We start from the raw sequence: 25,725 nt of genomic DNA, 5'->3' as shown, positions 1-25,725 counted from the left end.
CTCCGGTTAAAACAATTCTGTATAATACAGGAGTTGAGAAAAAGCAAATTATTGTTAACTTTGCAACTTAGCATAAGAGTTTCAAAAAATTAACTATGTTTTCAAATCTTCAGGATAAACTAGATAGAGCCTTTAAGGTATTAAAAGGCCAAGGGAATATTACCGAAATAAACGTCGCTGAGACGATGAAAGAAATTCGCAAGGCCTTGTTGGATGCCGATGTGAATTATAAAACTGCAAAAACGTTTACAGACGATGTCAAACAAAAGGCATTAGGTGAAAATGTATTGAGCAGTATTTCTCCTGGACAGTTGTTGACTAAAATCATGAATGATGAGTTGACTGGTTTAATGGGGGGCTCGGTAACTGAACTCGATCTATCAAAGAATCCAACAGTTATTCTAATTGCGGGTCTGAATGGTGCGGGTAAAACTACGTTTACTGGAAAGCTTGCTAATTTTTTGAAAGATAAGAAAGGTAAAAAACCTCTTTTGGTTGCTGGTGACGTATATCGTCCTGCAGCGATCGATCAATTAGAGGTTCTAGCAGAGCAAGTAGGAGTACCTGTATATACAGATAGAAATTCGACAGATCCAATTGCAATTGCAAAAGCTGGGGTAGAGGAAGGTAAACGCAATGGTAATAATGTTATCATTATAGATACGGCAGGTCGTCTTGCGATTGATGAGGCACTCATGAATGAGATAACTGCGGTAAAGGATGCTACTCAGCCACATGAGATTTTGTTTGTCGTAGATGCTATGACTGGACAGGATGCCGTAAATACAGCTAAGGCTTTCAATGATAGATTAGACTTTACTGGGGTTGTATTAACGAAACTTGATGGGGATACTCGTGGTGGAGCCGCGCTATCTATTAAATCTGTTGTAAACAAGCCAATTAAATTTATTGGTACAGGAGAGAAGATGGATGCGTTGGATATGTTCTATCCTGACCGTATGGCTTCTCGTATCTTAGGGATGGGTGACGTTGTTTCCTTGGTGGAACGTGCTCAGCAGCAATTCGATGAGAAGCAGGCAGCGGAGCTTCAGAAGAAAATCCGTAAGAATAAGTTTGACTTCAATGATTTCAGATCCCAAATTCAACAGATCAAGAAGATGGGTAATATGAAGGATTTGATAGGTATGATACCTGGAGCCGGTAAAGCTCTTAAAGATGTGGAAATTGAAGATGACGCTTTTAAACCAATCGAAGCGATTATCGATTCAATGACTCCTTTCGAGAGAGAAAACCCAGATGCAATCGATCAAAAAAGAAGAATGCGTATCGCGAAAGGATCCGGTACAGATATTAATGAGGTTAATAAGCTGTTGAAACAATTTATGGATATGCGTAAAGTGATGAAACAGATGTCTAATCCAGCTATGGCCGCAAAAATGATGCGCAATATGCCGAAGATGCCTGGTAGATAGATTCGGAAAGTTGATTCCGGAATAAGAGACGGAGGGGCAAGTATAATTTTTATAGTTGTCCCTCCGTTTTGTTTTAGACCTAAATTTGACGGTTATTTTTAGAAAGAATAGAATTTATTGTTAATTTTGTGGTTATGGACGATCATCCCTCGCAACTTTCAGCTTATGGAGCTATTCTCCTTATGGGGATTATTGGTATCCTGTTAGTCTGCGTGACGATTTTTCTAGCCAAGTTGATTGCTCCAAAGAAGCCCAATCCAATCAAAGAGAGTACGTATGAATGTGGTGAAGAGACAGTGGGAACTGCCTGGGTTCAATTTAATCCACGATTCTATGTCATAGCACTTATCTTTTTACTTTTTGATGTCGAGCTTATCTTTATTTTTCCGTGGTCTGTCGTATTTGGAAATGAATTTCTTATTGCAGCAGATGGGCGATGGGGGTGGTTTACGATGGCAGAGATGGGTATTTTTCTTGCGATCCTGATTATTGGTCTAATCTACGTATGGCGTAAAGGTGATTTAAATTGGATTAAGCCAAATCATGTACGACCTGTTGTTAATGTGAATATACCACAGGATGCGTATGCACAGCTTAATAATAGTGTGTATGCAGTCCGAGATTACCACGCTAGTATAGACTCTCTTGTAGAGGATAAAAATGATGTCGTGGAAGATCGTGTTTCTAAGCCATCCGTTGGGTTTAAACCTAGATTCAAAAAGCCATGAGTATAGATGAACAGTTAAGGTCTGATGGTGTCATTGTGGCTAAGATTGATGATTTGCTGAATTGGGCGAGATTATCATCTATGTGGCCTGTCAGTTTTGGTATTGCATGCTGTGCTATTGAAATGATGGGAGCGATGGCCGCAACATATGATCTAGATCGTCTAGGAGTTTTTCCTAGGCCGTCTCCAAGACAATCTGATGTTATGATTATTGCAGGTACGGTGACTTTTAAAATGGCTGATCGTATCAAAAGGCTGTATGAACAGATGCCCGAGCCTCGATATGTTATTTCAATGGGCTCTTGCTCAAACTGCGGTGGGCCGTATTGGCAACATGGCTATCATGTGGTGAAAGGGGTCGATAAAATCATCCCGGTAGATGTGTACGTGCAAGGTTGTCCGCCTAGACCGGAAGCGCTTATAGGTGCATTTTTAGAGTTACAAAAAAAGATTGAAAAAGAACAGATTCTTCACGAGAAATACTTTGAGGAGAACTGCTAAGGATATAAGTTAAATTATGGGAAAAGATTTTTATGGTGAGTTGCAGCTAGGGATTCTTGGCGGTGGCCAGTTGGGCCGGATGCTCATTCAGGAAGCAATTAGTTATAATGTGAATGTGCATGTGCTAGATCCAGATAAAAATGCACCTTGTCGTAAATTATGTGATCACTTTGAATGTGGATCACTTAGCGATTATGATACGGTCTTTAATTTTGGAAAGAACCTAGATATGCTGACGATAGAGATTGAAAAAGTCAATGTCGATGCATTGGAGGCACTGGAGGATAAAGGGGTGATTGTGTATCCACAGTCTCGTGTGATACGTTTGATTCAGGATAAAGGCTTGCAGAAGCAATTCTTCAAACAAAATGATATTCCGACATCGGCGTTTCAACTGATTTCTAATCGTGAATCTCTTCGTAATGCGAATTTATCGTTGCCTTTTGTGCAGAAACTGCGTAAAGATGGATACGATGGGAAGGGCGTTAAAATGATTCTTAACGAAGATGATTTGCAGACTGCGTTTGAGGAACCAAGTATCATTGAGGAGATTGTAAAATTCCAGAAAGAGATTGCTGTTATTGTCTCTCGCAATGATCGTGGTGAGGTCAAAACCTTTCCAATGGTGGAAATGGAGTTTAACCCGCAAGCGAACTTAGTAGAGTTCTTAATCTCCCCATCGACTTATAGTTTCGAAATCCAACAGAAGGCTGAGGAACTAGCTAAGAAGATTGCAAACGATTTGCAGATAGTAGGTTTATTGGCTGTTGAGATGTTCTTGACTGAAGAAGGTGAAATTCTAGTCAACGAGCTAGCACCACGTCCTCATAATTCGGGACACCAAACTATCGAAGGAAACTTTACTTCTCAGTTCGGTCAACACCTTAGAGCAATATTCAATCTGCCGTTAGGAAATACAGAAGCACGCTCGAATGCTGTGATGATTAATCTTTTGGGAGAAGAAGGATATGAAGGATTGGCTAAGTATGAGGGGATAGAAGAAATCCTGGCAATGGAAGGTGTGTATTTACACTTGTACGGTAAAAAGTATACCAAACCCTTCCGGAAGATGGGACACGTCTGTATTGTGAATGCAGATCGGGAGCTTGCAATTATTAATGCCCGTAAGGTACAGGAAATATTGAAAGTAATAGCATAATAAAGAAATGAGCACACAATCAATCCAAGTTGGAATTATTATGGGGAGTAAATCTGATCTCCCTGTTATGCAAGATGCAGTAGAAGTGTTAAAGGAATTAGGAGTAGGTTTTGAAGTTACTATTGTATCAGCTCACCGTACGCCTCATCGTATGTTTTCATATGCTGAAGAAGCAGCTTCTAGAGGTATTAAAGTAATTATAGCTGGAGCTGGTGGAGCTGCGCATCTGCCAGGTATGGTAGCGTCAATAACACACCTTCCTGTAATTGGTGTACCTGTAAAGTCTTCGAACTCTATCGATGGTTGGGATTCAGTATTATCCATACTACAGATGCCTAACGGTATTCCTGTGGCAACTGTGGCTTTGAATGCAGCAAAAAATGCAGGAATTCTGGCAGCGCAAATTATAGGAACTTTTGATGAAACAATAGGAGAGAACTTATTGAGCTTCAAGAAAGGACTAAAAGAGAAGGTAGAAGAAACAGCTTCGGAAGTAGAAGCAATGAATTTTTAAAAAGAAGGGCTGTAATGATTTTACAGCCCTTCTTTATTTTCCGTTATTTAGTCAGGAATTTTTGGACATAGTCGTAACTCTTTTTGATACTCTCAAATTTGTTCGGCATATAGATGTCGTCTTGTTCAACAAACGCATATTCTAGACCCGCCTGCTTTGCACTTTGTGAGATGTTGATATAGTCGATCTGTCCGCTACCAACTTCGGTAAAGCGTACTTTGTTCTGTATAGAATCAAAAGGTAAACTGTCGTACTCTTTCCCCACTATAGGTTGCGAATAGTTTTTATCCATATCTTTTATGTGCCACATTGGAAAACGACTTGGGTATTTCTGAAAATAAGATTGTGGGCTGAACCCCGACTTTTCGATCCAATAGATGTCCAATTCAAAAGCGACCAATTCGGGCTCTGTAAAAGCAATTAAAATATCTAATCCCTTTGTACCATTGGCAAATGTTCTGAACTCCCAGAAATGATTGTGGTAGCCAATTTTTATACCTGCTTTTTTGGCTATTTCCCCAGCGTTGTTAAGCTGTTCGGCGGCATATTGGTAATCCTCAACCTTTAGGTTGTTAAGGTCATCCATAGGAGTTACGGGTGCTATGACGTACTTTTGACCCAGCTCATGTGCTGTTTCGATATATTTTTCAATCGGTTCTTTATCGGTATGATGTCTGCTGAGGTATCTACTCAAGTCATAGTGTCCACTATAGGTCTTTAGGTCGATTCCGGTCATTATCTTCTTTAGTTCGGGTACGCTAAGTCCCCAAAAGGAATTCGTAGTGGTATCTAGACCAAATGTTTCGATATGACTATAGCCTATTTTTGAAACGGTTTCCAACGTGAGCTTGGCATCTTGGCCTAAGAGGTCTCGTAAAGAGTATATCTGTAAGCCTATATTGGCGAAAGGACCTTCTCCTTTTTGTTTGTTCGGTGTACAGGCATGCAATAGTGAAGATCCAAAATATGCGCCCGCTAGTCCTAAGCCTGTCTTTTTGATAAAGTTACGTCTTGTAGTCATCCTCGATAAAATTATATAGCGTACTAAATTTAATAAATGCTGTTGACAAATACGAATAGAAAATTAGTGATAAGGATAATATAGGCATTAAAAAAGCCACCCTTTTTTTGAAGGATGGCTTTTGTTAAGGTATGTATGAAGGGTTACACCGTCATAATGTCTTTTTCTTTCAACTCTGCTAACTGATCAACTTTTACGATATAGCTGTCTGTTAGTTTCTGAACTTCAGCTTCACCAATTTTAATCTCGTCTTCAGAAGCACCATCGTTTTTTAGTTTTTTGATAGACTCGTTGGTCTCTTTGCGGATGTTGCGCACTGTGACGCGTCCTTTTTCAGCCTCTTCTTTAGCTTTTTTTACAAGGTCACGTCTTCTTTCTTCTGTCAAAGGAGGAACAACCAAACGTATTACAGAACCATCATTTTGTGGATTTAATCCAATATTGGAATCCATGATAGCTTTTTCTATCGTGGTTAAAAGGTTTTTTTCCCAAGGTTGGATTACAATTGTACGAGCATCCGTAGTATTGATGTTACTAACTTGAGAGAGTGCAGTAGCGGAGCCATAATAGTCTACATAAATACCGTCCAACATGGATGGTGTCGCTTTTCCAGCACGAATTTTTGTAAGTTCTGATTCGGTATGCTGCACGGCTTTTGTCATTCTCTCTTTGCAGTCATCCAATTCTATAGATATCAGTTCGTTCATATGTTTGTAGTTTTATTTTTCTTAGCTAACAACAGTTCCAATATGTTCTCCTTCGGCCAGTTTTTTCAAATTACCAGGTTTATTCATATCAAAAACTATAATTGGAAGATTGTTCTCCTGGCATAATGTAAATGCTGTCATGTCCATTACATTGAGCCCTTTTTGATAAACCTCGGTGAATGAGATGTTGTCAAAACGAGTTGCACTTGGATCTTTCTCTGGGTCGGCTGAATAAATTCCATCAACACGAGTTCCTTTTAAAACAGCGTCTGCATTAATTTCAATAGCTCTTAACGAAGCAGCTGTGTCTGTTGTGAAATAAGGGTTACCAGTACCTGCACCGAAGATTACAATTCTACCTTTTTCTAGGTGTCTTACTGCTCTCCTGCGAATGAATGGCTCACAAATCTGCTCCATTTTGATCGCAGTAAGTAGTCTTGTTTTTAGCCCAACTTTTTCTAAAGCATCTTGTAGAGCCATACTATTTATTACGGTTGCTAGCATGCCCATATAGTCAGCTTGCACTCGGTCCATACCTGCTTTTTCTGCGCTTAGGCCTCTGTAGATATTTCCTCCTCCAATGACAATAGCTATTTCTAAACCTTGTTCATGGATTTCTTTAATGTCTTTGGCATATTGAGCTACTCTATTGATGTCAATACCATAGTTTTGCTCTCCCATTAGAGCTTCACCGCTGAGTTTTAGTAGGATACGTTTATATTTCATGCTTGATTTTTTCGGAATATTTCCAAAAGTCAAAGATATAATTTTTTTTCCGCCTACGACGGACTTAAAGCGATTTGTTTTCTTTTTTTAAGCTGTCAATGGCTTTTTGATAATAGCGCTCATATAAGGGCAAAATCTGTTTGATATCAAAATCTTTGGCACGAGCATAAGCTGCTTTTTTAAATTCTTCCAGACGAGGGCAGTCCTCTAGAATATGGATGGCATTCTTTGCCATGTCATCTACGTCGCCAATATCACTCAAAAATCCGGTTACGCCATTGACATTCAGCTCAGGAAGTCCTCCGGTATTCGTAGAGATTACAGGCACGCTACAGGCCATTGCTTCTAATGCAGCCAATCCAAAACTCTCGGAAGATGAAGGCATGAGGAATAGGTCAGAAACGGATAATATTTCTTCGATGGCATCTTGCTTGCCCAAGAAACGGACACTACTAGAGATTCCCAATTGTCTTGAAAGCTCTTCGGCATTACTACGTTCGGGACCATCGCCGACCATTAATAATTTGCTTGGTATTTTTTGATTGACTTGATGGAATATGCGTACTACATCTGTCGTATTCTTTACCTTTCTAAAATTGGAAGTATGTATCAGGATACGCTCATCATCTGGGGCGATGGCTTTTTTGAAGTGCTCTCTCTTTTTGTTGAAAAATCTTTCGAGATCTATAAAGTTGGGGATTACCTCGATGTCTCTAGTAATATCGAAAAACTCTAAAGTTTGTTTTTTTAGACTTTCGGATACGGTGGTGACACCATCGGATTCATTGATGGAGAACTGTACAACTGGCTTGAAACTTTTGTCTTTCCCTACCAATGTGATATCCGTGCCATGTAGTGTAGTGACTACGGGGATATGGATACCATAACTGCGAAGAATCTGTTTTGCTAGGTAGGCGGCAGATGCATGTGGAATAGCATAATGTACATGTAATACATCCAGCTGTTCGAAGCGAACCACATCGACGAGCTTGCTAGCTAATGCCGATTCGTAAGGAGGAAAATCAAAAAGTGGATACTGCGAAACGGCAACTTCGTGATAGAATAGGTTTTCGGAAAAGAAGTCTAGCCGTGCAGGTTGGCTGTAAGTAATGAAATGTACCTGGTGACCTTCGGAGGCTAATCCTTTTCCTAGCTCTGTAGCTACTACTCCTGAACCACCAAATGTGGGATAACAAACTATTCCTATTTTCATCAATAATTTCTATTAAGTTAAGTGATGAAGCTATCAAGAGCATTTTCGGAGGCATATAGCCCGATTTACCCATGATGGTTTCATGAAGTTTTGTTTATATTTATAACAATCAAATTTAAGTAAGGTTTAGCAATCATTTTGCAATAAAATCGTAAAGTTTATAGTATGTATATTAAATCGGAAGATTTAAGGAAGGAAGTGACATTTAAGACTTCCCGGTCTGGGGGAGCTGGAGGACAGAATGTAAATAAAGTAGAAACGAAAGTGACTTTGCTGTGGGATGTGGCAAATTCTCTATTACTGTCTCCCATACAAAAAGATATTGTTAGGTTTAAGTTGGCACATCGCATACAATCAGAAGGGTTGTTACAGTTGGAGGTTTCGGAGAGTAGGAGTCAGTTGGCAAATAAAGATATCGCTGTAGAACGACTACAGGACTTATTGGAAAAGGCTTTGACACCCACGAAAAAGCGAATCCCAACAAAAATACCTCGCTCGAAAGTATTGGCACGATTGGACCGAAAAAACAAGCTGTCCGAGAAAAAGTCGAATCGAAGATGGCGATTGGATTGATTTTAATGTGCTGTATTGTAGTTGTTTGTGTTATTAACTAAAAAAATAGTTTTAAAACTAGTTTTTTAGTTATACATTCGTTTTATAATCGATTATCGGCAGACGTGCCTTTTTTAATAAACAGTATTATGGACGAAATTAAAGAACTTACAAAAGCAGAAGAGCAGATCATGCAGGAGCTCTGGGATATGGGGGGCGGATTTGTTAAGGAAGTTATCGATAGACTCCCAGAACCAAAACCTGCATATAATACAGTTTCTACTATTATCAGGATTCTACAAGCCAAGGGTTTTGTAGATCATCAAGCGTTTGGCAAAAGCCATCGCTATATTCCAACGATTTCTAAGGAAATGTATAAGAAAGTAGTTGCGGACAAGTTGTTGAATGGTTATTTTGATAACTCGCCGAAACGAATGCTGTCTTTTTTTCTGGAAGAAAATAAGTTGGATGTAAAAGAATTGGATGAAATATTGGCAATAATCAATAGACACAAATAACAAGCTATCTATTGCTTGATTATAAACTTAACTAATTATGGTTTACTTACTTCTGGTTAATATCGCCTTGACGATAGGTTTTGGCCTATATCATATTTGTTTCCGAAAGTTGACCTTCTTTCAGTGGAATAGACTGTATTTATTAGGAATTGTGGTATTAGCAATCCTTATACCTATAGGGCTATTCATTGATATATCAAGCTTAATAGCGGAGGATGAAGTCATTCCACAAGTCAGCTTTATAGAGGTTATGGATGTGATGTATATCCCCATGGCGGTGGCACAGACTTCTTACAGCTTGGTTGACTTGCTTACGGTTCTGTATTGGGCTGTTGTCAGCCTTGGAGTAATAGCTTTGGTATACCGGTTATGGACGGTCAAACGGGCATTCGTTAGTGAAGAGCGTTATGTGAGTTTTTCATTTTTTAAATGGGTGTTTTTAGGAACAGAAGTAAAGAATGAGCAGGTAATAGATCGGCATGAACAAGTTCATGTAGAACAGGGACATTCCTACGATATATTATTGTTAGAGCTTATTTGTGTGTTTAATTGGTTTAACCCCATAGTTTATCTTATTCGAAAGGAGTTGAAATTTCAACATGAGTGTATTGCTGATGATCTTTGTTCGGAAGATAAGGTCGCTTATGCGGAATTGTTGGTTGCGAATGCGATGCGATCCGACTTAAATAGTCTGGTCCATGAGTTTTCGAACCAGTCATTTTTAAAAAAGAGAATTATGATGTTATTTAAAAATAAATCGTCGAATAGAAATAAGTTGTTTTATTTAGCCGGCCTTCCTGTGCTGTTAATAACAATTGGATCTACTTTGGTTTTTAATACAAGCAGAGCCAAAGAGGTGGTAGCTGGTGTGGAGACACAGTTGGCTGATGTTGCTTTTCCTAAGGCTATATTAGGTGGTCCTGCGGAAATGGAAGAAGAAACCTCGAGCCTTCTATCCCTAACGGATCAGGATACTTCGAAGAAGATTAATGCACAGGGGCGGGTTGATGATGATATGATTTTTGAAACTGCTGAAATCAATCCCGAACCTCCTGGAGGAATGGCTGCCTATCGCAAATGGATTGGGTTAAATTATCAATTTCCAAAAGCAGTGATAGATGCTGGTATAAAGGGGACAATGCAAATTTATTTTGTTGTTGAGAAAGATGGACAGTTGAGTAATCTTAAAGTGGTTCAGGACATTGGATATGGTACGGGACAGGCCGCTCTTGATATGCTTAGTCAATCAGCTAAGTGGACGCCGGCTATCCAAAATGGGAAAGCGGTACGAGTTGCATACACATTACCAATACGATTGGATTTAACGAATATGTAATTTTACGATGCTGCAAAGAGTAGTAATAATTCTTGTTTTAGCGGTGTTCGCGGGGTGTAAATCTCCTAGGTTTGCCAAGGGAGGGGTATTTGTCGAGGATGTAGACCGGTATTTCAATACAGATTTAAACAATTCAAATGTCTGGTTGTATATGGATATTAGGCCTTTTGATTCAAAGGAGACAGGATTAAAGATGAAGCAACTTTATCCCAATGATAAGCTGGTCATGAAATCAGTTGGTATTCATACCAAGGGAAGTAAGCTTTTGTTTTCGGCAGTTCCAGATTCAGAACCTCAGTATCACCTTATTGCCCTACAGCACCGGAATGGAGTTGAAAAGTTAGATGGTTATGAACGGAAAGTGCAGGACAGCGCATTTTATTTTCAACGAGATATAACGTTGGGTAGGTTAGATATTCGGCATATTTATATCCCGTATAGGGAAGATGGCGGGTTGAGTCTCATCTACTATATTAGTACTGAAAAGCACCTTGACTGTCGTTTCTGTAAAGTGGATTATCTGGCACGTATTAATGCGTTGGAGTTACAGAAAAAAGAGAGTGATAGTCTCCGTTGGCAGATAACGGAGTGTAGAGACAGAGAGGCAAAAAGGGATGTCCGTTTAGAACCGAACCTCGGTATGTTTTCCTCGGATCAGATTGCTTTTTTAAAAGTGTATTTGGACTTTGAAAATGGAAATGTAGGTCTCCAGTACTTTCAGATCCTAAGACCAGCGGATCGTGATTGTATAGAGGTGAGCTTGTGTCCAGGACAATATTATGTGGAATATCAGGATTCCGAATCAAAAGTGCTGCAAAGAGATACGGTATCTATCAGAGATTAGTGTTTAACATGCTTAGAAAGAATAAGAGCTGACTTTTTGGGTCAGCTCTTATTTTATGTTATGCTAAGAATTCTTTTTCTAAATCTAAAGGAGCGATATACTGTCCATTTTTATAAACACGCATGTTGCCTCCTGAAATCTCATCAATGAGGATGATTTGATTGTTTGTTTTATCGTACCCGAATTCTAGTTTGATATCATAAAGGTCTAATCCTTTTTTTGCCAATTCCGCCTTGACAATATCACAGATTTTTACCGTTAGCGCTTTTAATTCCTGATATAATTCTTTGGTTAAGATACCCAGATTTTCCAATGCATCTTCGGAGATAACAGGATCTCCGCGTTCATCATCTTTGATTGTCACCTCTACAAAACCATTTAAGTCTTGGCCTTCTTCGCAATAAGCCGCATAACGTCTGTAAAAACTTCCAACTGCTTTGTAACGGCATATCACCTCTAGTCCTTTCCCTAATACCTCTGCCTCCTTGACGACCATACTGACATCGTCTAGATCAACTGAAATTAAGTGTGTAGGAATCTGAAGGCCATTTAACAGCTCGTAAAAATATTTGGTCATCTTTAGCCCTGATTTACCAGCTCCGTCTATAGTCAAGCCTACGGTATTCGCTCCGGGGTCAAAGACTCCATTTTCGCCTGTTACGTCATCTTTGAATTTTAATAGATACTGACTGTTACCTAGATTGTAGACATCTTTGGTCTTACCTTTATAGATTAATTGCATGAGAAGTTGAGTTTAAAGCGCGCAATTTAATACTATTTTGCCAAATATCCGCCATCGACAGGATAATATGATGCTGTTACAAATGATGATTTTTCTGTAGCAAGCCAAAGTGCGAGTTCAGCCACTTCTTCAGGTCTTCCTAGTCGTTGGAAAGCATGCTGGCTAGCTAAGTATGTTTGGGTGTCTTTATCTAACGCATTTTCGATCAGTGGAGTCTCTATGAATCCAGGGCCTATGGCATTGACTCGCACTCCCTTAGTTGCATATTCCCAACCGGCTGTTTTGGTCAACCCGACTACACCATGTTTTGCTGCGACGTAAGCTGCGGAATTCATAAATCCAACGGATCCTAAGATAGAAGCCACATTGATAATGCTACCGCCCACTTTAGCTATTTCGGGTAGTTGATAGTGCATGCCATAGAAAACACCATTTAGATTGATGTCAATAACTTTATTCCAACCTTCGATTGATAATTCGCCGACTGGGTTAGATTCACCTCCAATTCCTGCATTATTAACGGCAATATGCAACGCTCCAAAATTCGCAATAGCGGCCTCTACAATCTTTTCATTGTCTTTGGGGGAGGAAGAATCAGCTTTAACAAAAATTGCGTTATTCCCCCCACAATTATTGATAAAATCATTGCCCGCTTGGTCATTGATGTCCGAGATTATGACCTTGGCACCTTCTCTAATAAAGATTTCTGCAATTGCCTTTCCAATTCCTGAAGCTCCACCGGTTACGATGGCTACCTTATTTTCTAACTGTTTCATATGTGTTTAACTTATGTTGTGTCCTTCACTAACAAGTTAACCAATATCTCTTTAGAAAAGTATGGAGGAGAAAAGAAAGAGGTTGATTATGACTCTACTAAGAAAAAAACACGAAGAGTTTACATTTACGTGAAGATACTAATGTCCTCTCTTTAGGCTTTGTACCTGTTGCTTTAGTGATTCGATCTTATATAAGAGGTGCTGTACAATTTCTATTCCTTGAATATTGAGTTCCAAATCGTAATGCCAGTTTTGGTACTTTTGGATTCGCGCCACTTCGTCCTCATGTACAAACTCTTGACTCTCTATGATAGTGATTTCTATCAGACCATTTTGGTGCAGTTCTTTAATAAAGGCCGCCTCGATGTTGTTGGATCGGCAGATGTCGACTATTTTGAATAATGTAGCTTCCATATTATTTTTTATTTAAAGCGGCTGCTTGTTCAAAGAGTTTCTTTTGTTCTTCAGTGAGGTCGTTCGGTATTTTTACCGTGACCTCGGCATAGAAATCGCCAAATTTACCTTCCTGTTTATAAATTGGGAATCCTTTTTCTTTTAAGCGGATTTTTGAACCGTTCTGTGTGCCGGATTTTACTTTTACTTTTATTTTCCCCCCTAGGGTCTCTACGATTGCCTCTCCACCAAGTAAAGCTGTAAACAGGTCTATTTCGACCTTGCTGTATAAATCGTCGCCCCTGCGGTCAAAACGTGGGTCAGGTAGAATGTGGAATGTGATATAAAGGTCTCCGTTAGGGCCTCCATTTACACCTGTGGCACCTTGCCCTTTGAGACGGATTTTCTGACCGTCTTGGACACCTGCAGGAATCGTAATGCGAATATTTTTACCGTTTACGGTGAAGGTCTGCTGATGGGTATTGCTGGCTTGCTGTAGTGTGAGTTCGACTTCGGCGTTATAATCTTGGCCTTTAAATGAACCTTTACGCCCAGCTCCGAATCGAGATCCAAAAAGCTGTTCGAAGAAATCGGAATATTCACCGGTTTCATAGTTGCCGTTATAATCGAAATCGAAGCCCTCAAAAGGATTTTGTTGCGACGAGCCACCGGGTCTCCCTCTGTATTGCTGCTGAGTCCGCTCGTATTCTTCACCGTGTTTCCAATTTTCACCATATTGGTCGTACTTCTTCCTCTTTTCAGGATCTGTCAAAACTTCATTGGCTTCATTGAGCTCTTGGAATTTCTTTTTAGCAGCCTCATCATCCGGATTCAAGTCTGGGTGATATTTGCGTGCGAGTTTGCGATAAGCTTTTTTGATGTCCTCTTGGCTTGCGGTTTTGTCAAGCCCCAATGTGCTATAATAATCTACAAATGCCATAATTACTTGTTGATATGTAATAAACAATTGGTTGGACGATTTGTTTAAATAATAAAGCCGTTCCTAGTTCGGAACGGCTTTATTACTTTTATTGATCTGAAATCTATTTCTTATTGCTATCTACGACCAGTCTTTTTGCTCTATTGGCTATTTCCCAAGTCGTATAGAAAATTAATTTTTCTCGTTTTACCATCATCGGAAAATCGATTTTGTCGACAGTATCCTCAGGTGTGTGGTAGTGGGGGTGTAGTCCTGAGAAGAAGAAAGCTGAAGGAATTCCTTTTTCTGCAAAGTTGTAATGATCAGACCGGTAATAAAGGCGCATAGGCTCATTGGGGTCATTATAAGAATAATCCAATCCGATCTGCACAAAGTCTTTATTGGCTTTCTCGGTAACCTGTTGTAGCTCGGAACTTAATTTGTCGAGCCCTATTGCATGTAAGTAGTTGTGGTCTCCATTTAAATGTTTGTCATCAATACGACCTATCATATCTATGTTGATGCAGGCTACCGTGTTTTTTAAAGGGATTATAGGGTGCTCTACGTAGAATTTGGATCCGAGCAGACCCTTCTCTTCAGCAGCTAAGCCAATAAAAAGAATACTTCTCCGCGGCCCTTTACCCTCTTTTTTGGCTACAGAAAAAGCTCTTGCTAATTCCAGAACGGCAACAGTTCCAGAGCCATTGTCGTCTGCTCCAGGGAAAAATGTTCCGTCAGGTAATATACCATCATGGTCATAATGTCCGCAGATAACAATAACCTCATCTTTTAAGTCAGAACCTTCTAAGAGGCCAAGGACGTTAGGGTCATCCAGTTTTTCTTGGTTCACCCCCATTTCAGTTTCTAATTGACTCTTTATTATTATCGGTTTTTGAATACCTTTACGTGCAAGTTCCTTAAAAGTAGCCAAAGAACTACTGGCTTTTGATAATATTTGATTGGCTATGTTTTCGTTTATGTTAACAACAGGAATGGATTGAGTAACTATACGGTTTACATTTCCCTCATCCAATGAAATGCGTGCAGATGATGACCTACCTTTCATCCTGTTTAACATGTTGGCCACAAGAGGCGTTGTTGCTAAAATGAGCTCTGGCTCTAGCTTGACAAGTTCCTGTATTCGTTTGAAACGACTTTTAGACCATTCGGATTCTGTACTATTGCCCGTCAAAAGTGAATTTCCATTTTGATCAAATGGCTCTCCTTCATTCAGTACCAAAACAACTTTTCCTTTGATATCGGTAGACTTAAGTTCGTTGTAAGCGTTGTGTTGAAGACCATAGCCTACAAAAACTATTTCTTGTGAAGAGAACTTTTTGATATCATTGTCTCCTTGAACATAGAAGTCTTTCCCATTTTCAAAAGGGATCTGGTCTATACTGAAATTTTTTACAATATGTTCTGTACGTAACAAAGAGACGGGCTGAAAGAATGAATCATTGTTGACGATCGGTTTCAGTCCGTAGGTTTTGAAGTGCTCGGCAATATAGTTTGCAGCTTTTCTTCCACCTTCCTGACCTGTACCTCTTCCTTCAAATTCTTTACTGGCTAATATGGTGAGGTGTTTTCGAGAACTCTCCTCCGTGATGAGTTCTCCGTACTTCTTTTGTACCTGAGCGAAGCTACAGCTATATAGCGCAGGTAGTATTAATAAAATAGAAAATAGTTTCCTCATGGCTTTAGTCTTTTAGCTAATTACAAGCAATCTTATTGACACGGTTGGCATGTCTGCCTCCTTCAAAATCTGTCGTTAGGAAGGTCTGTGTGATTTTTTTTGCAAGTTCTAAATCGACAAAACGAGCCGGAATACAGATAATATTTGCATTATTATGCTGACGGGCTAGAGCAGCAATTTCATTTTGCCAAGCTATAGCCGCACGTATTCCTTGATGTTTATTGGCTGTAATGGCGACACCGTTTGCACTTCCACAGATTAAGACACCTAGCGTGTTTTCTGCTGTTTCTACAGATGTAGCTACAGGGTGGGCAAAGTCTGGGTAGTCCACAGAATCTGCACTAGAAGGTCCAAAGTCTTGAACTTCGTAACCGAGTTTCTCTAGATATGAAATGATCTCTACTTTGTAATCAAATCCAGCGTGATCGCTACCTATTGCTATTTTCATCTCTCTAATAATTAACTTTTATAAAACTCTTTCTCTTTTAATTCCTTTTCTTTCTTCACTTTTGAAGAAACCATGATGCTGATTTCATATAGTAGAAACATAGGGGCAGCCACTGTCAGCATAGTAATCACATCTGCTGATGGTGTAATTACGGCAGCTATTACTAGTATGATTACAGCAGCATAACGTCTACTCGCACGCATAAATTGCGGGGTCATGATGCCTAGTTTTGATAGGATAAAAATCAGTATAGGCAGTAAAAAAACGATTCCACAACCCAAACTAAGCGTCGCGACTGTAGAAAGGTAGTTGTCTATTGTGATCTGATTTGTGATTTCGGCACTTAAGGAAATATTAGCTAGGAAATTAATCGATAATGGGACAACAATATAATAACCAAAGAGCGCACCAAGCGCAAATAATAACGTGGCATAAAATACAAAGCCACGTGCTGATTTTTGCTCCCTTGCGGTTAATGCTGGTTTTACAAAGAGCCATACTTCAAATAGTAAATATGGAAAACCTAAAGCAACAGCCATGAGTAAACAAGAGTTGATCTGTAGCATGAATTGCCCCGTTAGTTCAGTGCTTATGATATTAAACGGAATCCGTTGTACACAAAAATCATCAAGGCTTAATACATCAGCGACCTTACACATCATTCTATAAGTCCAGAAATCTAAATTCTTAGGCCCCATGATGATCTGATTGAAAACGAAATCGTAGAACGTAAATGATAAGATAGCAAAGACGATAATAGCTATGACTGAGCGTATGATATGCCATCGCAGAACTTCTAAATGTTCGAAAAATGACATTTCGGCTTCTATATTCTTTCCTTTTTCTTTGATGGCGTCAATTAGTTTTTTACTAGACATATTGGGTGTTTGTATAGAAAACAAAAATACCATTCTTTAGGAGAAGAATGGTATCTTTTAATATAAAACAAAAATTTTACGTTTAATCTTCGTCTGGATAAGCAGTTAGATCAAAGGTTTCCATGAATTTTGTGGTAAAATTGCCTGCTCTGAAATTAGGGTCACGCATCAAACGTAAATGCAGAGGGATTGTTGTTTTGACTCCCTCGATCACAAATTCGCTAAGCGCACGCTCCATAGTATTGATTGCTTCTTCTCTTGTCTGTGCAACACAGATTAGTTTTGCAATCATTGAATCGTAGTTGGAAGGGATGGTATATCCTGCATAGACGTGTGTATCTACACGTACGCCATGACCTCCTGGCGAGTGGAAATTTGTAATCTTTCCTGGTGAAGGGCGGAAGTTGTTAAATGGATCCTCCGCATTTATTCTACACTCAATCGCATGCATTGTTGGTTCGTAGCTTTTTCCTGAAATAGGAATACCTGCTGCCACTTTTATCTGTTCTTTGATCAAATCAAAGTTAATAACCTCTTCTGTAACAGGGTGCTCTACCTGTATACGTGTATTCATTTCCATGAAGTAGAAGTTACGATGTTTATCTACCAAAAATTCGATCGTACCAGCGCCTTCGTATTTAACAGCTTGAGCTCCTTTTATCGCTGCTTCGCCCATTTTATCCCGAAGTTCTGGCGTGATAAAAGGAGAAGGGGCTTCTTCTACCAATTTTTGATGGCGGCGTTGTATAGAACAATCTCTCTCAGAAAGATGACATACTGTACCGTATTGGTCACCAATAACTTGGATCTCGATGTGACGAGGCTCTTCAACGTATTTTTCAAGATAGATACCATCATTGCCAAAAGCGGCAGCAGACTCTTGACGTGCAGAGTCCCAACTAGGCTCAAAATCCTCGTCTTTCGTAATGATACGCATACCACGACCACCGCCACCAGCTGTCGCTTTAATAATGACAGGGTAGCCGATCTCATTGGCTAATCTGATACCTGTTTTTACATCTGGTACAAGACCATCGGAACCGGGTACTGTAGGTACTCCTGCTTTCTTCATGGTGTCCTTTGCAGATGCTTTGTCACCCATTTTTTCAATCTGATCAGCAGTGGCACCAATGAACTTGATTCCATACTCTGCACATATTGCTGAGAATTTGGCATTCTCAGATAGGAAGCCGTATCCTGGATGTATCGCATCAGCATTGGTTAACTCGGCTGCTGCAATGATATTAGGTATATTAAGATAAGAATCTTTACTCGCTGGAGGGCCTATACAGACTGCTTCATCAGCAAAACGCACATGAAGACTATCTCTATCTGCTGTTGAATATACGGCTACACTTTTGATTCCCATCTCCCGGCAAGTGCGGATGATGCGTAAAGCGATTTCGCCTCTATTTGCTATTAATATTTTTTTGAACATAGTAAATGACTTGGTGAATACTTTATACGGGACAGTTTTATTCCGTACTGTAGGCTTTTCAGAAAAAACAGTAGGTGCTTATGCGCATGCTACTGTTTTTCTAAATTCAAAAAGCTGCTTTTAAGCAGCTTAAGATTATCTTGGGTCAACCAAGAATAAAGGTTGATCGTACTCGACAGGTTGAGCGTCGTTCACTAATATTTTTACGATTTTACCAGAAACTTCAGATTCAATTTCATTGAACAATTTCATGGCTTCAACGATACAGATTACTTTTCCAGGAGTGATATCGTCACCTACATTGACAAAAGATGCTTTGTCTGGACCTGGTGAGCGATAAAATGTACCTATCATAGGTGATTTTACCGTAATCAAATGCGATTCATCATCAGCCGCAGGAGTAGCAACTACCGTTACAGGTGCTGTAGTAGGCGTCACAGGTGCAGTTGGTGCAGCTACAGGTGCTACAGCAGGTATAGCCGCCGTTACGTAAGTAGGTTCCTGATTTGTTTTTATTGTAATCTTGAAATCTTTTTCTTCAATCGATACTTCATTCACACCTGATTTAGATACAAATTTAATCAGATCTTGAATTTGCTTGATATCCATACTCATACTTCAGTAGGTTTTATTTTATTTAAATAATTTTAAAATAGCGTGTAAAGATACATAAAAAGGACAAACTTAGTAAGCCCATTTTAAATATATAGAACCCCATGTAAATCCTCCACCAAATGCAGCGAGAATCAAGTTGTCTCCTTTTTTAAGTTGACTTTCCCATTCCCAAAGGCAAAGTGGAATTGTTCCACTGGTGGTATTTCCATATTTGTGGATGTTTATCATTACTTTTTCTTCAGGAAGCCCAGCACGTTCGGCGGTCGCATCGATGATACGTTTGTTTGCCTGGTGGGGTACAAGCCATGCGATATCATCTGCTGTCAGCTGATTGCGAACCATGATTTCATGAGCAACATCAGCCATATTTGTAACGGCAAATTTGAATACAGTCTTACCCTCCTGATATGCATAATGTAAACCAGCCTCTACTGTTTCGTGGCTTGCAGGATTTAACGAACCGCCACCTTTGATATTGAGGTATTGTCCGCCTGAACCATCCGTCTTCAATATAGTGTCTTGTATTCCATTTCCTTCTGTATTGGGCTCTAATAATACTGCGCCACAGCCATCCCCAAAAAGGATACAAGTATTACGGTCTGTATAGTTTACGACAGAAGACATTTTATCTGCACCGACAACCAATACTTTTTTATGTTTTCCGGATTCGATAAACTGTGAACCAGTCGTTAGACCGAATAAAAAACCAGAGCAGGCAGCCTGTAAATCATATCCCCAAGCGTTTTTAGCGCCGATTTTGTCAGCTAAAATATTTGCGGTTGCTGGAAATAACATGTCTGGCGTACTGGTACAGAAGATAATTAAATCGATTTCTGCAGCCGTTATTCCTCTTTTTTCAAGCAATCCTTTGACAGCGGGTACGGCTAGGTCTGATGTCGCAAGACCTTCACCTTTAAGGATGCGACGTTCTTTGATACCTGTGCGAGAGACAATCCACTCGTCATTGGTGTCAACCATTGTTTCTAGTTCCTTGTTTGTTAATATATAATCCGGAACATAACCATTTACGGCCGTAATAGCTGCATGAATTTTAGACATATTATCTTAGTTAAAAGCAGATTTGATTTTGTCAATAAATTTGGATTCTATCATATCCTTAGATAATAATAGCATGTTTTTTATAGCTTTAGGACTGGAAATCCCATGTCCTATAATAACAGGAGCATTGACACCTAGTATAGGGCTCCCGCCATATCGCTCATAATTGAACCTGTCAAAAAAGTCGTCTTTAAATCCTTTTTTTAGAGTCACTACGTAGAAGGACTCAGCTAGTTTCAAGACCACATTGCCTGTATACCCATCACACACATAGACATCAGCTTGATCCGTGAATAAATCACGACCCTCGGCATTACCTATGAAATTGATTTTTTGGTTGGCTTTTAACAGAGGATAGGTTGATATGGTTAAGATGTTTCCTTTTTCTTCTTCTTCGCCAATATTTAGGAGCCCAACTTTTGGGTTTTGTACTCCGTATACATGCTCGGAATATAAGCTTCCTAATAAAGCGAACTGATTGAGCATCTCGGGTTTACAGTCTGCATTGGCTCCTACATCTAATAGGATTCCGTAACCATCTTTTAGTTTGGGTACGTTAGTTGCTATTGCAGGTCTCAATACGCCCGGAATTGTTTTTACACTAAACATGGCACCAACAAGCATAGCGCCTGTATTGCCCGCAGAAGAGAATGAATCTATCTCACCGTTTTTTAGTAATTCAAAGCCTTTAGCTACACTTGAATTTGGTTTCTGAGTGATAGCTTTGGTAGGGTGTTCATGCATCGAAATGTTTTCTGGTGCATGAATATAATCAAATAGCGAAGGGTCTGCACCTGCTTCTATTATTCGATTTTTACTGTCTTCTTCATTTCCGATCAATACAATACGTTGATCATTTTTAAGAACTTTTTGGGCCTCTATGGCACCAAGTATTGTGGAATTTGGAGCATAATCTCCTCCTAAGACGTCTAATCCGATCTTCATCCGTTATTATTTTTCTAAATCAATAATACGCAAAAAACATCCCAAATTAAAGCAAAATGTTAAATAATTAAGCTTTTTTGGGATGTTTTTCAAAAGATATTTTTTAGACAGCGGCTGTGTTCTCGATAATCAATTTACCGTTGTAATATAAATTGCCATCTACTTCATACGCTTTGTGTGGTACGTGTACAGCGCCAGTTTCTTTACACACTGTCAATGTAGGTCTTTCAGCCTTATAATGTGTTCTTCTTTTGTCTCTTCTCGATTTCGAAGTCTTACGTTTTGGATGTGCCATCTCGTATTATGTTTTTTAATTGTTTTTAATATTCTTTAATGCGTCCCAACGTGGGTCTATACGCTCACTCTCTGTTATTGACTCTTCTTCAGCATCTACTGTGCCACTTATCTTTGCTAGCATTTCTGGGTCGCAAGATATGTTTTCACCCTGTTCGCTACATTTAGCGTAGTAGGGAACCTGTACGTTGATATACTCATACAGTAGATTGGCAATGTCTAATTCATGATCTGCCTTGTTTAAGACGATGACTTCTTCGGTGTCATTTGTCCACTCTTCATCAATAAACTTTACAATCACACGCTCTGTAAAGTGAAGCGGAGAATAAAACTCCGTTAAACATACATCGCAAGTTAGTAAAATCTTTCCGTTGATGTCAAAATTAACTATCAACATGGTCTCTTGCTTCTGTAATGAAACCTTTGCAAGAAGCTTTCCTTTTTTTACTAATGAATGCTCAAAGCAGTCAAAGAACTTGTCGTCAATCTCAAACTCAAAATCATGTATCCCCGCAGCAAGTCCTGAAAAAGGTATTCTATATTGTTTTAGATACTTCACAATCCTGTATTTGAGCCTGCAAAATTAATGTTTTAAAATCAAGGATGCAATTATTTTGTCAAAATAATTTTTATTCCTCGTCACCGTAATATTTAGTGCCTAATTCTATTTTCTGACGACCATTTGCCATACGCCATTTGTTGGTGTCGCGAAGGGAATAAGCACATCCGCAATATTCTTGCATATAGAATCTCTCCCTTTTGCTAATTTCTAGCATACGGGCAGAGCCTCCTTTTTTTCGCCAGTTGAAGGTCCAATATTCCATGTCGGGATGACGGGATGCAGCACGTACACCACAGTCATTGATCTGGTCCATATTCTTCCAACGGGAGATACCTAAAGAGCTGGAGATGACATCGAAGCCGTTTGCCGCAGCATACTCTGCGGTTTTTTCAAAACGCATGTCAAAGCACATAGTGCATCGTATACCTTTCTCTGGCTCATGCTCCATGCCTTTGGCGAGCTCAAACCAGTGATCTACATCATAATCAGCATCTATAAACGGGATGTTATGCTTTTCAGCAAAACGTATGTTTTCTTCCTTACGGATGTCATATTCATTCCGAGGGTGGATATTGGGGTTATAGAAGTAAATCGTAAAGTCGATATCCGAAGAAATCAAAGCTTCCATTACTTCGCCCGCACAAGGAGCACAGCAAGAGTGCAATAAGAGCTTTTTACCATCTTTAGGTAAAGCTATTCTTTCCCTTATCAATTTGTTGTTACCATCCATTGTAATTTCCTTCTGAAGTGCAATTTTACGGAAAACTCTCTACATTAGAAAGTTTTAATTGTATTGTGGCACTTTGTGTTCTTTATTCGTTAGCTATGTTATTAAGTGTGAATTTTATGTAAGGTGTGCATGAATACAAAGCATTTTATATAAGTTTGCATATAAGAATTAAGACGTAGCATGAAGAATTATCTCTTTAGTATAGTAGCAGGGTGTATACTGATATCCATAGCAGGTTGTAAGCGTGATGATGATGAACCAGAACGGGTTCGGAAGCCAATCTCAAGGTTGTACGTGTCGACTTCTGATTATTCAGCAGGGTCTGCTTCTGCTTCTATTTTTAATGTTTGGCCTGTTGATAATGTTGATGGAGAGGAGTTGCCCGATAGATCGGAATTCCGCCCCTTTAAATCTGCAGCAAAAGGGGGAAGAATGATTCATTATAGCCCTTTTAACGGCGGTAGAATCTTTCAGGGAAGTATGAATCCTATTTCTAATTTGGATACGGCAGTGCATGTCATGGGAATTAGTAAAACTGGAGTGTTGAATAATAAAAGCAGTTTGAATAGTCGAATTTACGACAATGTGAGAGGACTGTATTATACGGTAGAGAGTGATGGGAAATTAACAGAAGATTACTTACTTATAGCTAATGCGTCGGACACAACAGATGGTGCTAATGATCCTAACTATACCTTATTTGCTGTTTTTAAACCTGAAAATACAGGAAGTTACTCTCGACCTAGATATCGTATGAAGTTACGTCATAATCCTTGGGGCGTACTGACTATCGATAGAGATTTAATTATTTCTAGGGCTGAAGAAGGGAAAGGTGCAATTATTATTTATAAAGGCTATAGAAATAAATTACTGCAAAACGGTGATTCGGTAATGCAGGAATTGGATCACTACGTGTTGAATATCCCAGGTGCTAATAATGTAAGAGGGATAAGCTATTCCAAATCTGCAGATATCTTGATGGTGACAGACTTTGGATCGTCAACCTCAGCAACAACGCCAGGAAATGCAGGTCGAATTTTGATTTTTGAGAAGTTTTCACAGTATAAAGAAGCACAGGACATTACCCCGACTCGTATTGTAGAAGGGGATTTAACTCAACTTAAAGGACCAACTGATGTCGCAATAGATGGCAAAGCGGGTGGAAAATATTTCTTTGTCGCTGATCCTGTCAGTAAACGTGTATATCGTTTCTTGATTAGCGATAATGGGAACGTTAAGCCCAATGGTGAATTGAATTTTGACAATAGACCTCCGGAATCTGTATCTTTGGACTCCCGCTAGTCAAAATCGCTTAATAACTGAAGTAAGGAAGCTATTTCTTCCTTTTTCTGCATGTTTCCAAGATTGTCATAGGCTGTTGTCAAGTTGCGGAGCACACGCTTGACAATAGCGATATTAGAGCAGGGGAGTGTATACTCTTCCTTCGGTGGTAGGTTGAGTTGTTTCAAGAAAGAATAGATATCATCATGTTTCATGACCTGACCCCGATTGAATACATTGATGTAAAACAATGGGCTCTGATGCTCTTCTTCGATATAGGCAACCACAAAATGTTTTGGCAAGTTGATGCCATAAATGGGGATGTCTAATTTTTGTGCAACAATACTGTAGATACAGGCAAGGGAAATTGGATTTCCTTTTTTTGTTTCCAGTACTTTGTGTAAAAACGAGTTCTGAGGGTCGTGGTAATTTGTTGTGTTGCCTGAAAGGCCAAATTCTCTAAAGATGATATTATTCAGGAGTTTGACCTTTTCTAATGGGCTCATATCATACATCAGTTGAAACCAGGCATTTCGCCGTAGTTCTGCTAATTGATATTGAACGACATTTTCATCTAAGTTGGGGTACTGATAGCGATTGACAATCAGAAGCCCTTCCAGAAGATCTTCATTGTTTTTTAGTGCCCATAACTGTAAATCATTCTGAACCTGCTCAAACTGGATTTTATGGATAATGTTTTCAATGCGCGTTTGGGATAAAGGGTCAAAAGAGGACTCCCAACTCGCCTCGAGTTGGGGAACAACTTCAGGTCCATAAATAATCAATTGCTGCTCGACCTGATTGAAAATCTCCATGTCGGGATCATCCAACAATGAAATAAGTGCTTTCAATTCCGCTTCCTTCATATACCAATTTACGAAAAAGAAAGCGCTTGTACAATATTTCTACTGTTATATGTCTTTTAATTGACCATCTAGCAAATTGATGATGCGATGGCCATATGCTGCATTCTTCTCAGAATGTGTTACCTGTATGATGGTGACCCCCTCTTCATTCAACTGTTTAAAGAGGGACATGATATCCTCGCCTTGCTTGGAGTTGAGGTTGCCCGTAGGTTCATCCGCGAGTAAAAGCTTAGGTGAGCCGGCCAGAGCTCTAGCGATACCTACTACCTGTTGCTGTCCACCAGAGAGCTGAGAAGGGAAAAGTTCCTTTTTACCTACGATACCGAAACGGTCGAGCATGTCGGCAACGATTGCTTTACGTTCTTTGCTGGATAGATTTTTATAGATAAGTGGTGTCTCTATATTTTCGTAAACGGTAAGCTCGTCAATGAGATGATAGGATTGAAAGACATATCCCATATGAGATTGGAATAGAGCCGCTCTTTTTTTTGCCTTAAGGGCAAGGACATCTTCATCCATAAAGTAGTATTTCCCTTCATTGGGCTCATCAAGTAAACCGATAACATTAAGTAATGTCGATTTACCCGAGCCAGAGGGGCCCATGATAGACACAAAATCTCCTTGCTCTATATGTAGATTGATATCTTTTAACACGAAAGAACGGGCACCACTGACTTGATACCATTTGAATATATTTTCTAGCTTAATCATTTTTAGTATTTAGTATTTAGTATTTAGTATTTAGTATTTAGTATTTAGTATTTAGTATTTAGTATTTAGTATTTAGTATTTAGTATTTAGTATTTAGTATTTAGTATTTAGTATTTAGTAT

General features: G+C 39.3%; 29 protein-coding genes and 1 pseudogene. 10 read left to right on the top strand and 20 right to left on the bottom strand.

Features of this window, described 5'->3' with window-relative positions; genetic code table 11:
• Window positions 1–95 precede the first annotated feature (95 nt).
• The 5 genes from ffh (at window position 96) to purE (ending at window position 4,334) form a co-directional block, all read left to right on the top strand.
• Entirely contained in the window at window positions 96–1,433 is a 1,338-nt protein-coding gene (ffh, locus tag JKG64_RS15765; protein WP_210355266.1) for a signal recognition particle protein, read from the top strand.
• A 134-nt stretch (window positions 1,434–1,567) separates the two neighbouring features.
• Window positions 1,568–2,161 (top strand): NADH-quinone oxidoreductase subunit A, encoded by a 594-nt coding sequence (locus JKG64_RS15760; RefSeq protein WP_210355265.1) that lies wholly within the window; start codon window positions 1,568–1,570, stop codon window positions 2,159–2,161.
• On the top strand, window positions 2,158–2,661 hold the full coding sequence (locus tag JKG64_RS15755; RefSeq protein WP_133585353.1) for an NADH-quinone oxidoreductase subunit B: 504 nt from the start codon (window positions 2,158–2,160) through the stop codon (window positions 2,659–2,661). Before JKG64_RS15760 ends, JKG64_RS15755 begins: the two co-directional genes overlap by 4 nt.
• Window positions 2,662–2,677: 16 nt before the next feature.
• The gene (locus tag JKG64_RS15750; protein ID WP_210355264.1) at window positions 2,678–3,820 is read left to right on the top strand and encodes a 5-(carboxyamino)imidazole ribonucleotide synthase; all 1,143 of its coding nucleotides are present in this window, start codon (window positions 2,678–2,680) and stop codon (window positions 3,818–3,820) included.
• A 7-nt stretch (window positions 3,821–3,827) separates the two neighbouring features.
• The gene (purE, locus tag JKG64_RS15745; protein WP_210355263.1) at window positions 3,828–4,334 is read left to right on the top strand and encodes a 5-(carboxyamino)imidazole ribonucleotide mutase; all 507 of its coding nucleotides are present in this window, start codon (window positions 3,828–3,830) and stop codon (window positions 4,332–4,334) included.
• 43 nt (window positions 4,335–4,377) lie between these two features.
• Here purE and JKG64_RS15740 read toward each other — a convergent pair whose 3' ends face one another.
• The 4 genes from JKG64_RS15740 to bshA all read right to left on the bottom strand — a co-directional run bounded on the left by JKG64_RS15740 (window position 4,378) and on the right by bshA (window position 8,001).
• The gene (locus tag JKG64_RS15740; protein ID WP_210355262.1) at window positions 4,378–5,355 is read right to left on the bottom strand and encodes a sugar phosphate isomerase/epimerase family protein; all 978 of its coding nucleotides are present in this window, start codon (window positions 5,353–5,355) and stop codon (window positions 4,378–4,380) included.
• A gap of 143 nt (window positions 5,356–5,498) precedes the next feature.
• Window positions 5,499–6,062: a ribosome recycling factor gene (frr, locus tag JKG64_RS15735; RefSeq protein WP_210355261.1), complete on the bottom strand. Its 564-nt coding sequence runs from the start codon at window positions 6,060–6,062 to the stop codon at window positions 5,499–5,501.
• Window positions 6,063–6,083: 21 nt separating this feature from the next.
• Entirely contained in the window at window positions 6,084–6,788 is a 705-nt protein-coding gene (pyrH, locus tag JKG64_RS15730; RefSeq protein WP_133585348.1) for a UMP kinase, read from the bottom strand.
• A gap of 64 nt (window positions 6,789–6,852) precedes the next feature.
• Window positions 6,853–8,001 carry an N-acetyl-alpha-D-glucosaminyl L-malate synthase BshA gene (gene bshA / locus JKG64_RS15725; protein WP_210355260.1) on the bottom strand — a complete coding sequence of 383 codons (1,149 nt, stop codon included), beginning with the start codon at window positions 7,999–8,001 and terminating at the stop codon, window positions 6,853–6,855.
• 195 nt (window positions 8,002–8,196) lie between these two features.
• Between bshA and arfB the strand changes: the two are divergent.
• The 4 genes and pseudogenes from arfB to JKG64_RS15705 all read left to right on the top strand — a co-directional run.
• Window positions 8,197–8,574: pseudogene (arfB, locus tag JKG64_RS15720) on the top strand (alternative ribosome rescue aminoacyl-tRNA hydrolase ArfB); the annotation flags it as partial.
• Window positions 8,575–8,702: 128 nt separating this feature from the next.
• Window positions 8,703–9,071: a BlaI/MecI/CopY family transcriptional regulator gene (locus JKG64_RS15715; protein WP_210355258.1), complete on the top strand. Its 369-nt coding sequence runs from the start codon at window positions 8,703–8,705 to the stop codon at window positions 9,069–9,071.
• Window positions 9,072–9,108: 37 nt separating this feature from the next.
• On the top strand, window positions 9,109–10,407 hold the full coding sequence (locus tag JKG64_RS23060; RefSeq protein ID WP_246512628.1) for a M56 family metallopeptidase: 1,299 nt from the start codon (window positions 9,109–9,111) through the stop codon (window positions 10,405–10,407).
• 7 nt (window positions 10,408–10,414) lie between these two features.
• On the top strand, window positions 10,415–11,251 hold the full coding sequence (locus JKG64_RS15705) for a hypothetical protein (RefSeq protein ID WP_210355257.1): 837 nt from the start codon (window positions 10,415–10,417) through the stop codon (window positions 11,249–11,251).
• Between the two features lie 58 nt (window positions 11,252–11,309).
• Here the strand turns inward: JKG64_RS15705 and JKG64_RS15700 are convergent, their stop codons facing one another.
• From JKG64_RS15700 to JKG64_RS15635, 14 genes are all read right to left on the bottom strand, one after another.
• Window positions 11,310–11,993: a phosphoribosylaminoimidazolesuccinocarboxamide synthase gene (locus JKG64_RS15700; protein ID WP_210355256.1), complete on the bottom strand. Its 684-nt coding sequence runs from the start codon at window positions 11,991–11,993 to the stop codon at window positions 11,310–11,312.
• Between the two features lie 32 nt (window positions 11,994–12,025).
• Window positions 12,026–12,769, bottom strand: coding sequence for an SDR family NAD(P)-dependent oxidoreductase (locus JKG64_RS15695; protein WP_210355255.1), 744 nt, complete (start codon window positions 12,767–12,769; stop codon window positions 12,026–12,028).
• 138 nt (window positions 12,770–12,907) lie between these two features.
• A complete protein-coding gene (locus tag JKG64_RS15690) occupies window positions 12,908–13,183 on the bottom strand; it encodes a chaperone modulator CbpM (RefSeq protein ID WP_210355254.1) in 276 nt (91 codons plus the stop codon).
• A 1-nt stretch (window position 13,184) separates the two neighbouring features.
• Window positions 13,185–14,102: a DnaJ C-terminal domain-containing protein gene (locus tag JKG64_RS15685; RefSeq protein WP_210355253.1), complete on the bottom strand. Its 918-nt coding sequence runs from the start codon at window positions 14,100–14,102 to the stop codon at window positions 13,185–13,187.
• Between the two features lie 103 nt (window positions 14,103–14,205).
• Window positions 14,206–15,777: a M28 family peptidase gene (locus tag JKG64_RS15680; protein WP_210355252.1), complete on the bottom strand. Its 1,572-nt coding sequence runs from the start codon at window positions 15,775–15,777 to the stop codon at window positions 14,206–14,208.
• Between the two features lie 16 nt (window positions 15,778–15,793).
• A complete protein-coding gene (gene rpiB / locus JKG64_RS15675) occupies window positions 15,794–16,225 on the bottom strand; it encodes a ribose 5-phosphate isomerase B (protein WP_210355251.1) in 432 nt (143 codons plus the stop codon).
• 11 nt (window positions 16,226–16,236) lie between these two features.
• Entirely contained in the window at window positions 16,237–17,103 is an 867-nt protein-coding gene (gene tatC, locus JKG64_RS15670; protein ID WP_210355250.1) for a twin-arginine translocase subunit TatC, read from the bottom strand.
• An 82-nt stretch (window positions 17,104–17,185) separates the two neighbouring features.
• Window positions 17,186–18,541 carry an acetyl-CoA carboxylase biotin carboxylase subunit gene (accC, locus tag JKG64_RS15665; RefSeq protein ID WP_210355249.1) on the bottom strand — a complete coding sequence of 452 codons (1,356 nt, stop codon included), beginning with the start codon at window positions 18,539–18,541 and terminating at the stop codon, window positions 17,186–17,188.
• A gap of 135 nt (window positions 18,542–18,676) precedes the next feature.
• On the bottom strand, window positions 18,677–19,156 hold the full coding sequence (gene accB, locus JKG64_RS15660; protein WP_210355248.1) for an acetyl-CoA carboxylase biotin carboxyl carrier protein: 480 nt from the start codon (window positions 19,154–19,156) through the stop codon (window positions 18,677–18,679).
• A 69-nt stretch (window positions 19,157–19,225) separates the two neighbouring features.
• A complete protein-coding gene (locus JKG64_RS15655; RefSeq protein WP_210355247.1) occupies window positions 19,226–20,215 on the bottom strand; it encodes a beta-ketoacyl-ACP synthase III in 990 nt (329 codons plus the stop codon).
• Window positions 20,216–20,221: 6 nt separating this feature from the next.
• The gene (gene plsX / locus JKG64_RS15650; RefSeq protein WP_210355246.1) at window positions 20,222–21,160 is read right to left on the bottom strand and encodes a phosphate acyltransferase PlsX; all 939 of its coding nucleotides are present in this window, start codon (window positions 21,158–21,160) and stop codon (window positions 20,222–20,224) included.
• Window positions 21,161–21,263: 103 nt separating this feature from the next.
• Window positions 21,264–21,455 carry a 50S ribosomal protein L32 gene (gene rpmF, locus JKG64_RS15645; RefSeq protein WP_021068848.1) on the bottom strand — a complete coding sequence of 64 codons (192 nt, stop codon included), beginning with the start codon at window positions 21,453–21,455 and terminating at the stop codon, window positions 21,264–21,266.
• 15 nt (window positions 21,456–21,470) lie between these two features.
• Window positions 21,471–22,013 carry a YceD family protein gene (locus JKG64_RS15640; protein WP_210355245.1) on the bottom strand — a complete coding sequence of 181 codons (543 nt, stop codon included), beginning with the start codon at window positions 22,011–22,013 and terminating at the stop codon, window positions 21,471–21,473.
• A 70-nt stretch (window positions 22,014–22,083) separates the two neighbouring features.
• Window positions 22,084–22,746 carry an epoxyqueuosine reductase QueH gene (locus tag JKG64_RS15635; RefSeq protein WP_210355244.1) on the bottom strand — a complete coding sequence of 221 codons (663 nt, stop codon included), beginning with the start codon at window positions 22,744–22,746 and terminating at the stop codon, window positions 22,084–22,086.
• A gap of 180 nt (window positions 22,747–22,926) precedes the next feature.
• On the opposite strand from JKG64_RS15635, the gene JKG64_RS15630 reads away from it, so the two are divergent.
• Window positions 22,927–24,048, top strand: coding sequence for a hypothetical protein (locus JKG64_RS15630; RefSeq protein ID WP_210355243.1), 1,122 nt, complete (start codon window positions 22,927–22,929; stop codon window positions 24,046–24,048).
• On the opposite strand, the gene JKG64_RS15625 is transcribed toward JKG64_RS15630, so the two are convergent.
• Both JKG64_RS15625 and JKG64_RS15620 read right to left on the bottom strand, forming a co-directional pair.
• On the bottom strand, window positions 24,045–24,893 hold the full coding sequence (locus tag JKG64_RS15625; protein WP_210355242.1) for a transglutaminase-like domain-containing protein: 849 nt from the start codon (window positions 24,891–24,893) through the stop codon (window positions 24,045–24,047). The genes JKG64_RS15630 and JKG64_RS15625 overlap by 4 nt on opposite strands.
• A gap of 45 nt (window positions 24,894–24,938) precedes the next feature.
• Complete coding sequence (locus tag JKG64_RS15620) at window positions 24,939–25,604, bottom strand: ABC transporter ATP-binding protein (protein WP_210355241.1); 666 nt, start codon at window positions 25,602–25,604, stop codon at window positions 24,939–24,941.
• Between the last annotated feature and the right edge of the window lie 121 nt (window positions 25,605–25,725).

Origin of the sequence: Sphingobacterium tabacisoli (assembly GCF_017908035.1) — a bacterium.
GTDB classification, from domain to species: Bacteria; Bacteroidota; Bacteroidia; order Sphingobacteriales; family Sphingobacteriaceae; genus Sphingobacterium; species Sphingobacterium tabacisoli.
Note: the sequence above shows the minus strand (reverse complement) of the source record. Positions and strands in the feature narration are given on the sequence as shown.

Bases quoted from the DNA above. Each gene is read 5' to 3' on its own strand.
- ffh (WP_210355266.1), top strand. From the start codon at position 96: ATGTTTTCAAATCTTCAGGATAAACTAGATAGAGCCTTTAAGGTATTA.
- JKG64_RS15760 (WP_210355265.1), top strand. From the start codon at position 1,568: ATGGACGATCATCCCTCGCAACTTTCAGCTTATGGAGCTATTCTCCTT.
- JKG64_RS15755 (WP_133585353.1), top strand. From the start codon at position 2,158: ATGAGTATAGATGAACAGTTAAGGTCTGATGGTGTCATTGTGGCTAAG.
- JKG64_RS15750 (WP_210355264.1), top strand. From the start codon at position 2,678: ATGGGAAAAGATTTTTATGGTGAGTTGCAGCTAGGGATTCTTGGCGGT.
- purE (WP_210355263.1), top strand. From the start codon at position 3,828: ATGAGCACACAATCAATCCAAGTTGGAATTATTATGGGGAGTAAATCT.
- JKG64_RS15740 (WP_210355262.1), bottom strand. From the start codon at position 5,355: ATGACTACAAGACGTAACTTTATCAAAAAGACAGGCTTAGGACTAGCG.
- frr (WP_210355261.1), bottom strand. From the start codon at position 6,062: ATGAACGAACTGATATCTATAGAATTGGATGACTGCAAAGAGAGAATG.
- pyrH (WP_133585348.1), bottom strand. From the start codon at position 6,788: ATGAAATATAAACGTATCCTACTAAAACTCAGCGGTGAAGCTCTAATG.
- bshA (WP_210355260.1), bottom strand. From the start codon at position 8,001: ATGAAAATAGGAATAGTTTGTTATCCCACATTTGGTGGTTCAGGAGTA.
- JKG64_RS15715 (WP_210355258.1), top strand. From the start codon at position 8,703: ATGGACGAAATTAAAGAACTTACAAAAGCAGAAGAGCAGATCATGCAG.
- JKG64_RS23060 (WP_246512628.1), top strand. From the start codon at position 9,109: ATGGTTTACTTACTTCTGGTTAATATCGCCTTGACGATAGGTTTTGGC.
- JKG64_RS15705 (WP_210355257.1), top strand. From the start codon at position 10,415: ATGCTGCAAAGAGTAGTAATAATTCTTGTTTTAGCGGTGTTCGCGGGG.
- JKG64_RS15700 (WP_210355256.1), bottom strand. From the start codon at position 11,993: ATGCAATTAATCTATAAAGGTAAGACCAAAGATGTCTACAATCTAGGT.
- JKG64_RS15695 (WP_210355255.1), bottom strand. From the start codon at position 12,769: ATGAAACAGTTAGAAAATAAGGTAGCCATCGTAACCGGTGGAGCTTCA.
- JKG64_RS15690 (WP_210355254.1), bottom strand. From the start codon at position 13,183: ATGGAAGCTACATTATTCAAAATAGTCGACATCTGCCGATCCAACAAC.
- JKG64_RS15685 (WP_210355253.1), bottom strand. From the start codon at position 14,102: ATGGCATTTGTAGATTATTATAGCACATTGGGGCTTGACAAAACCGCA.
- JKG64_RS15680 (WP_210355252.1), bottom strand. From the start codon at position 15,777: ATGAGGAAACTATTTTCTATTTTATTAATACTACCTGCGCTATATAGC.
- rpiB (WP_210355251.1), bottom strand. From the start codon at position 16,225: ATGAAAATAGCAATAGGTAGCGATCACGCTGGATTTGATTACAAAGTA.
- tatC (WP_210355250.1), bottom strand. From the start codon at position 17,103: ATGTCTAGTAAAAAACTAATTGACGCCATCAAAGAAAAAGGAAAGAAT.
- accC (WP_210355249.1), bottom strand. From the start codon at position 18,541: ATGTTCAAAAAAATATTAATAGCAAATAGAGGCGAAATCGCTTTACGC.
- accB (WP_210355248.1), bottom strand. From the start codon at position 19,156: ATGAGTATGGATATCAAGCAAATTCAAGATCTGATTAAATTTGTATCT.
- JKG64_RS15655 (WP_210355247.1), bottom strand. From the start codon at position 20,215: ATGTCTAAAATTCATGCAGCTATTACGGCCGTAAATGGTTATGTTCCG.
- plsX (WP_210355246.1), bottom strand. From the start codon at position 21,160: ATGAAGATCGGATTAGACGTCTTAGGAGGAGATTATGCTCCAAATTCC.
- rpmF (WP_021068848.1), bottom strand. From the start codon at position 21,455: ATGGCACATCCAAAACGTAAGACTTCGAAATCGAGAAGAGACAAAAGA.
- JKG64_RS15635 (WP_210355244.1), bottom strand. From the start codon at position 22,746: ATGGATGGTAACAACAAATTGATAAGGGAAAGAATAGCTTTACCTAAA.
- JKG64_RS15630 (WP_210355243.1), top strand. From the start codon at position 22,927: ATGAAGAATTATCTCTTTAGTATAGTAGCAGGGTGTATACTGATATCC.
- JKG64_RS15625 (WP_210355242.1), bottom strand. From the start codon at position 24,893: ATGAAGGAAGCGGAATTGAAAGCACTTATTTCATTGTTGGATGATCCC.
- JKG64_RS15620 (WP_210355241.1), bottom strand. From the start codon at position 25,604: ATGATTAAGCTAGAAAATATATTCAAATGGTATCAAGTCAGTGGTGCC.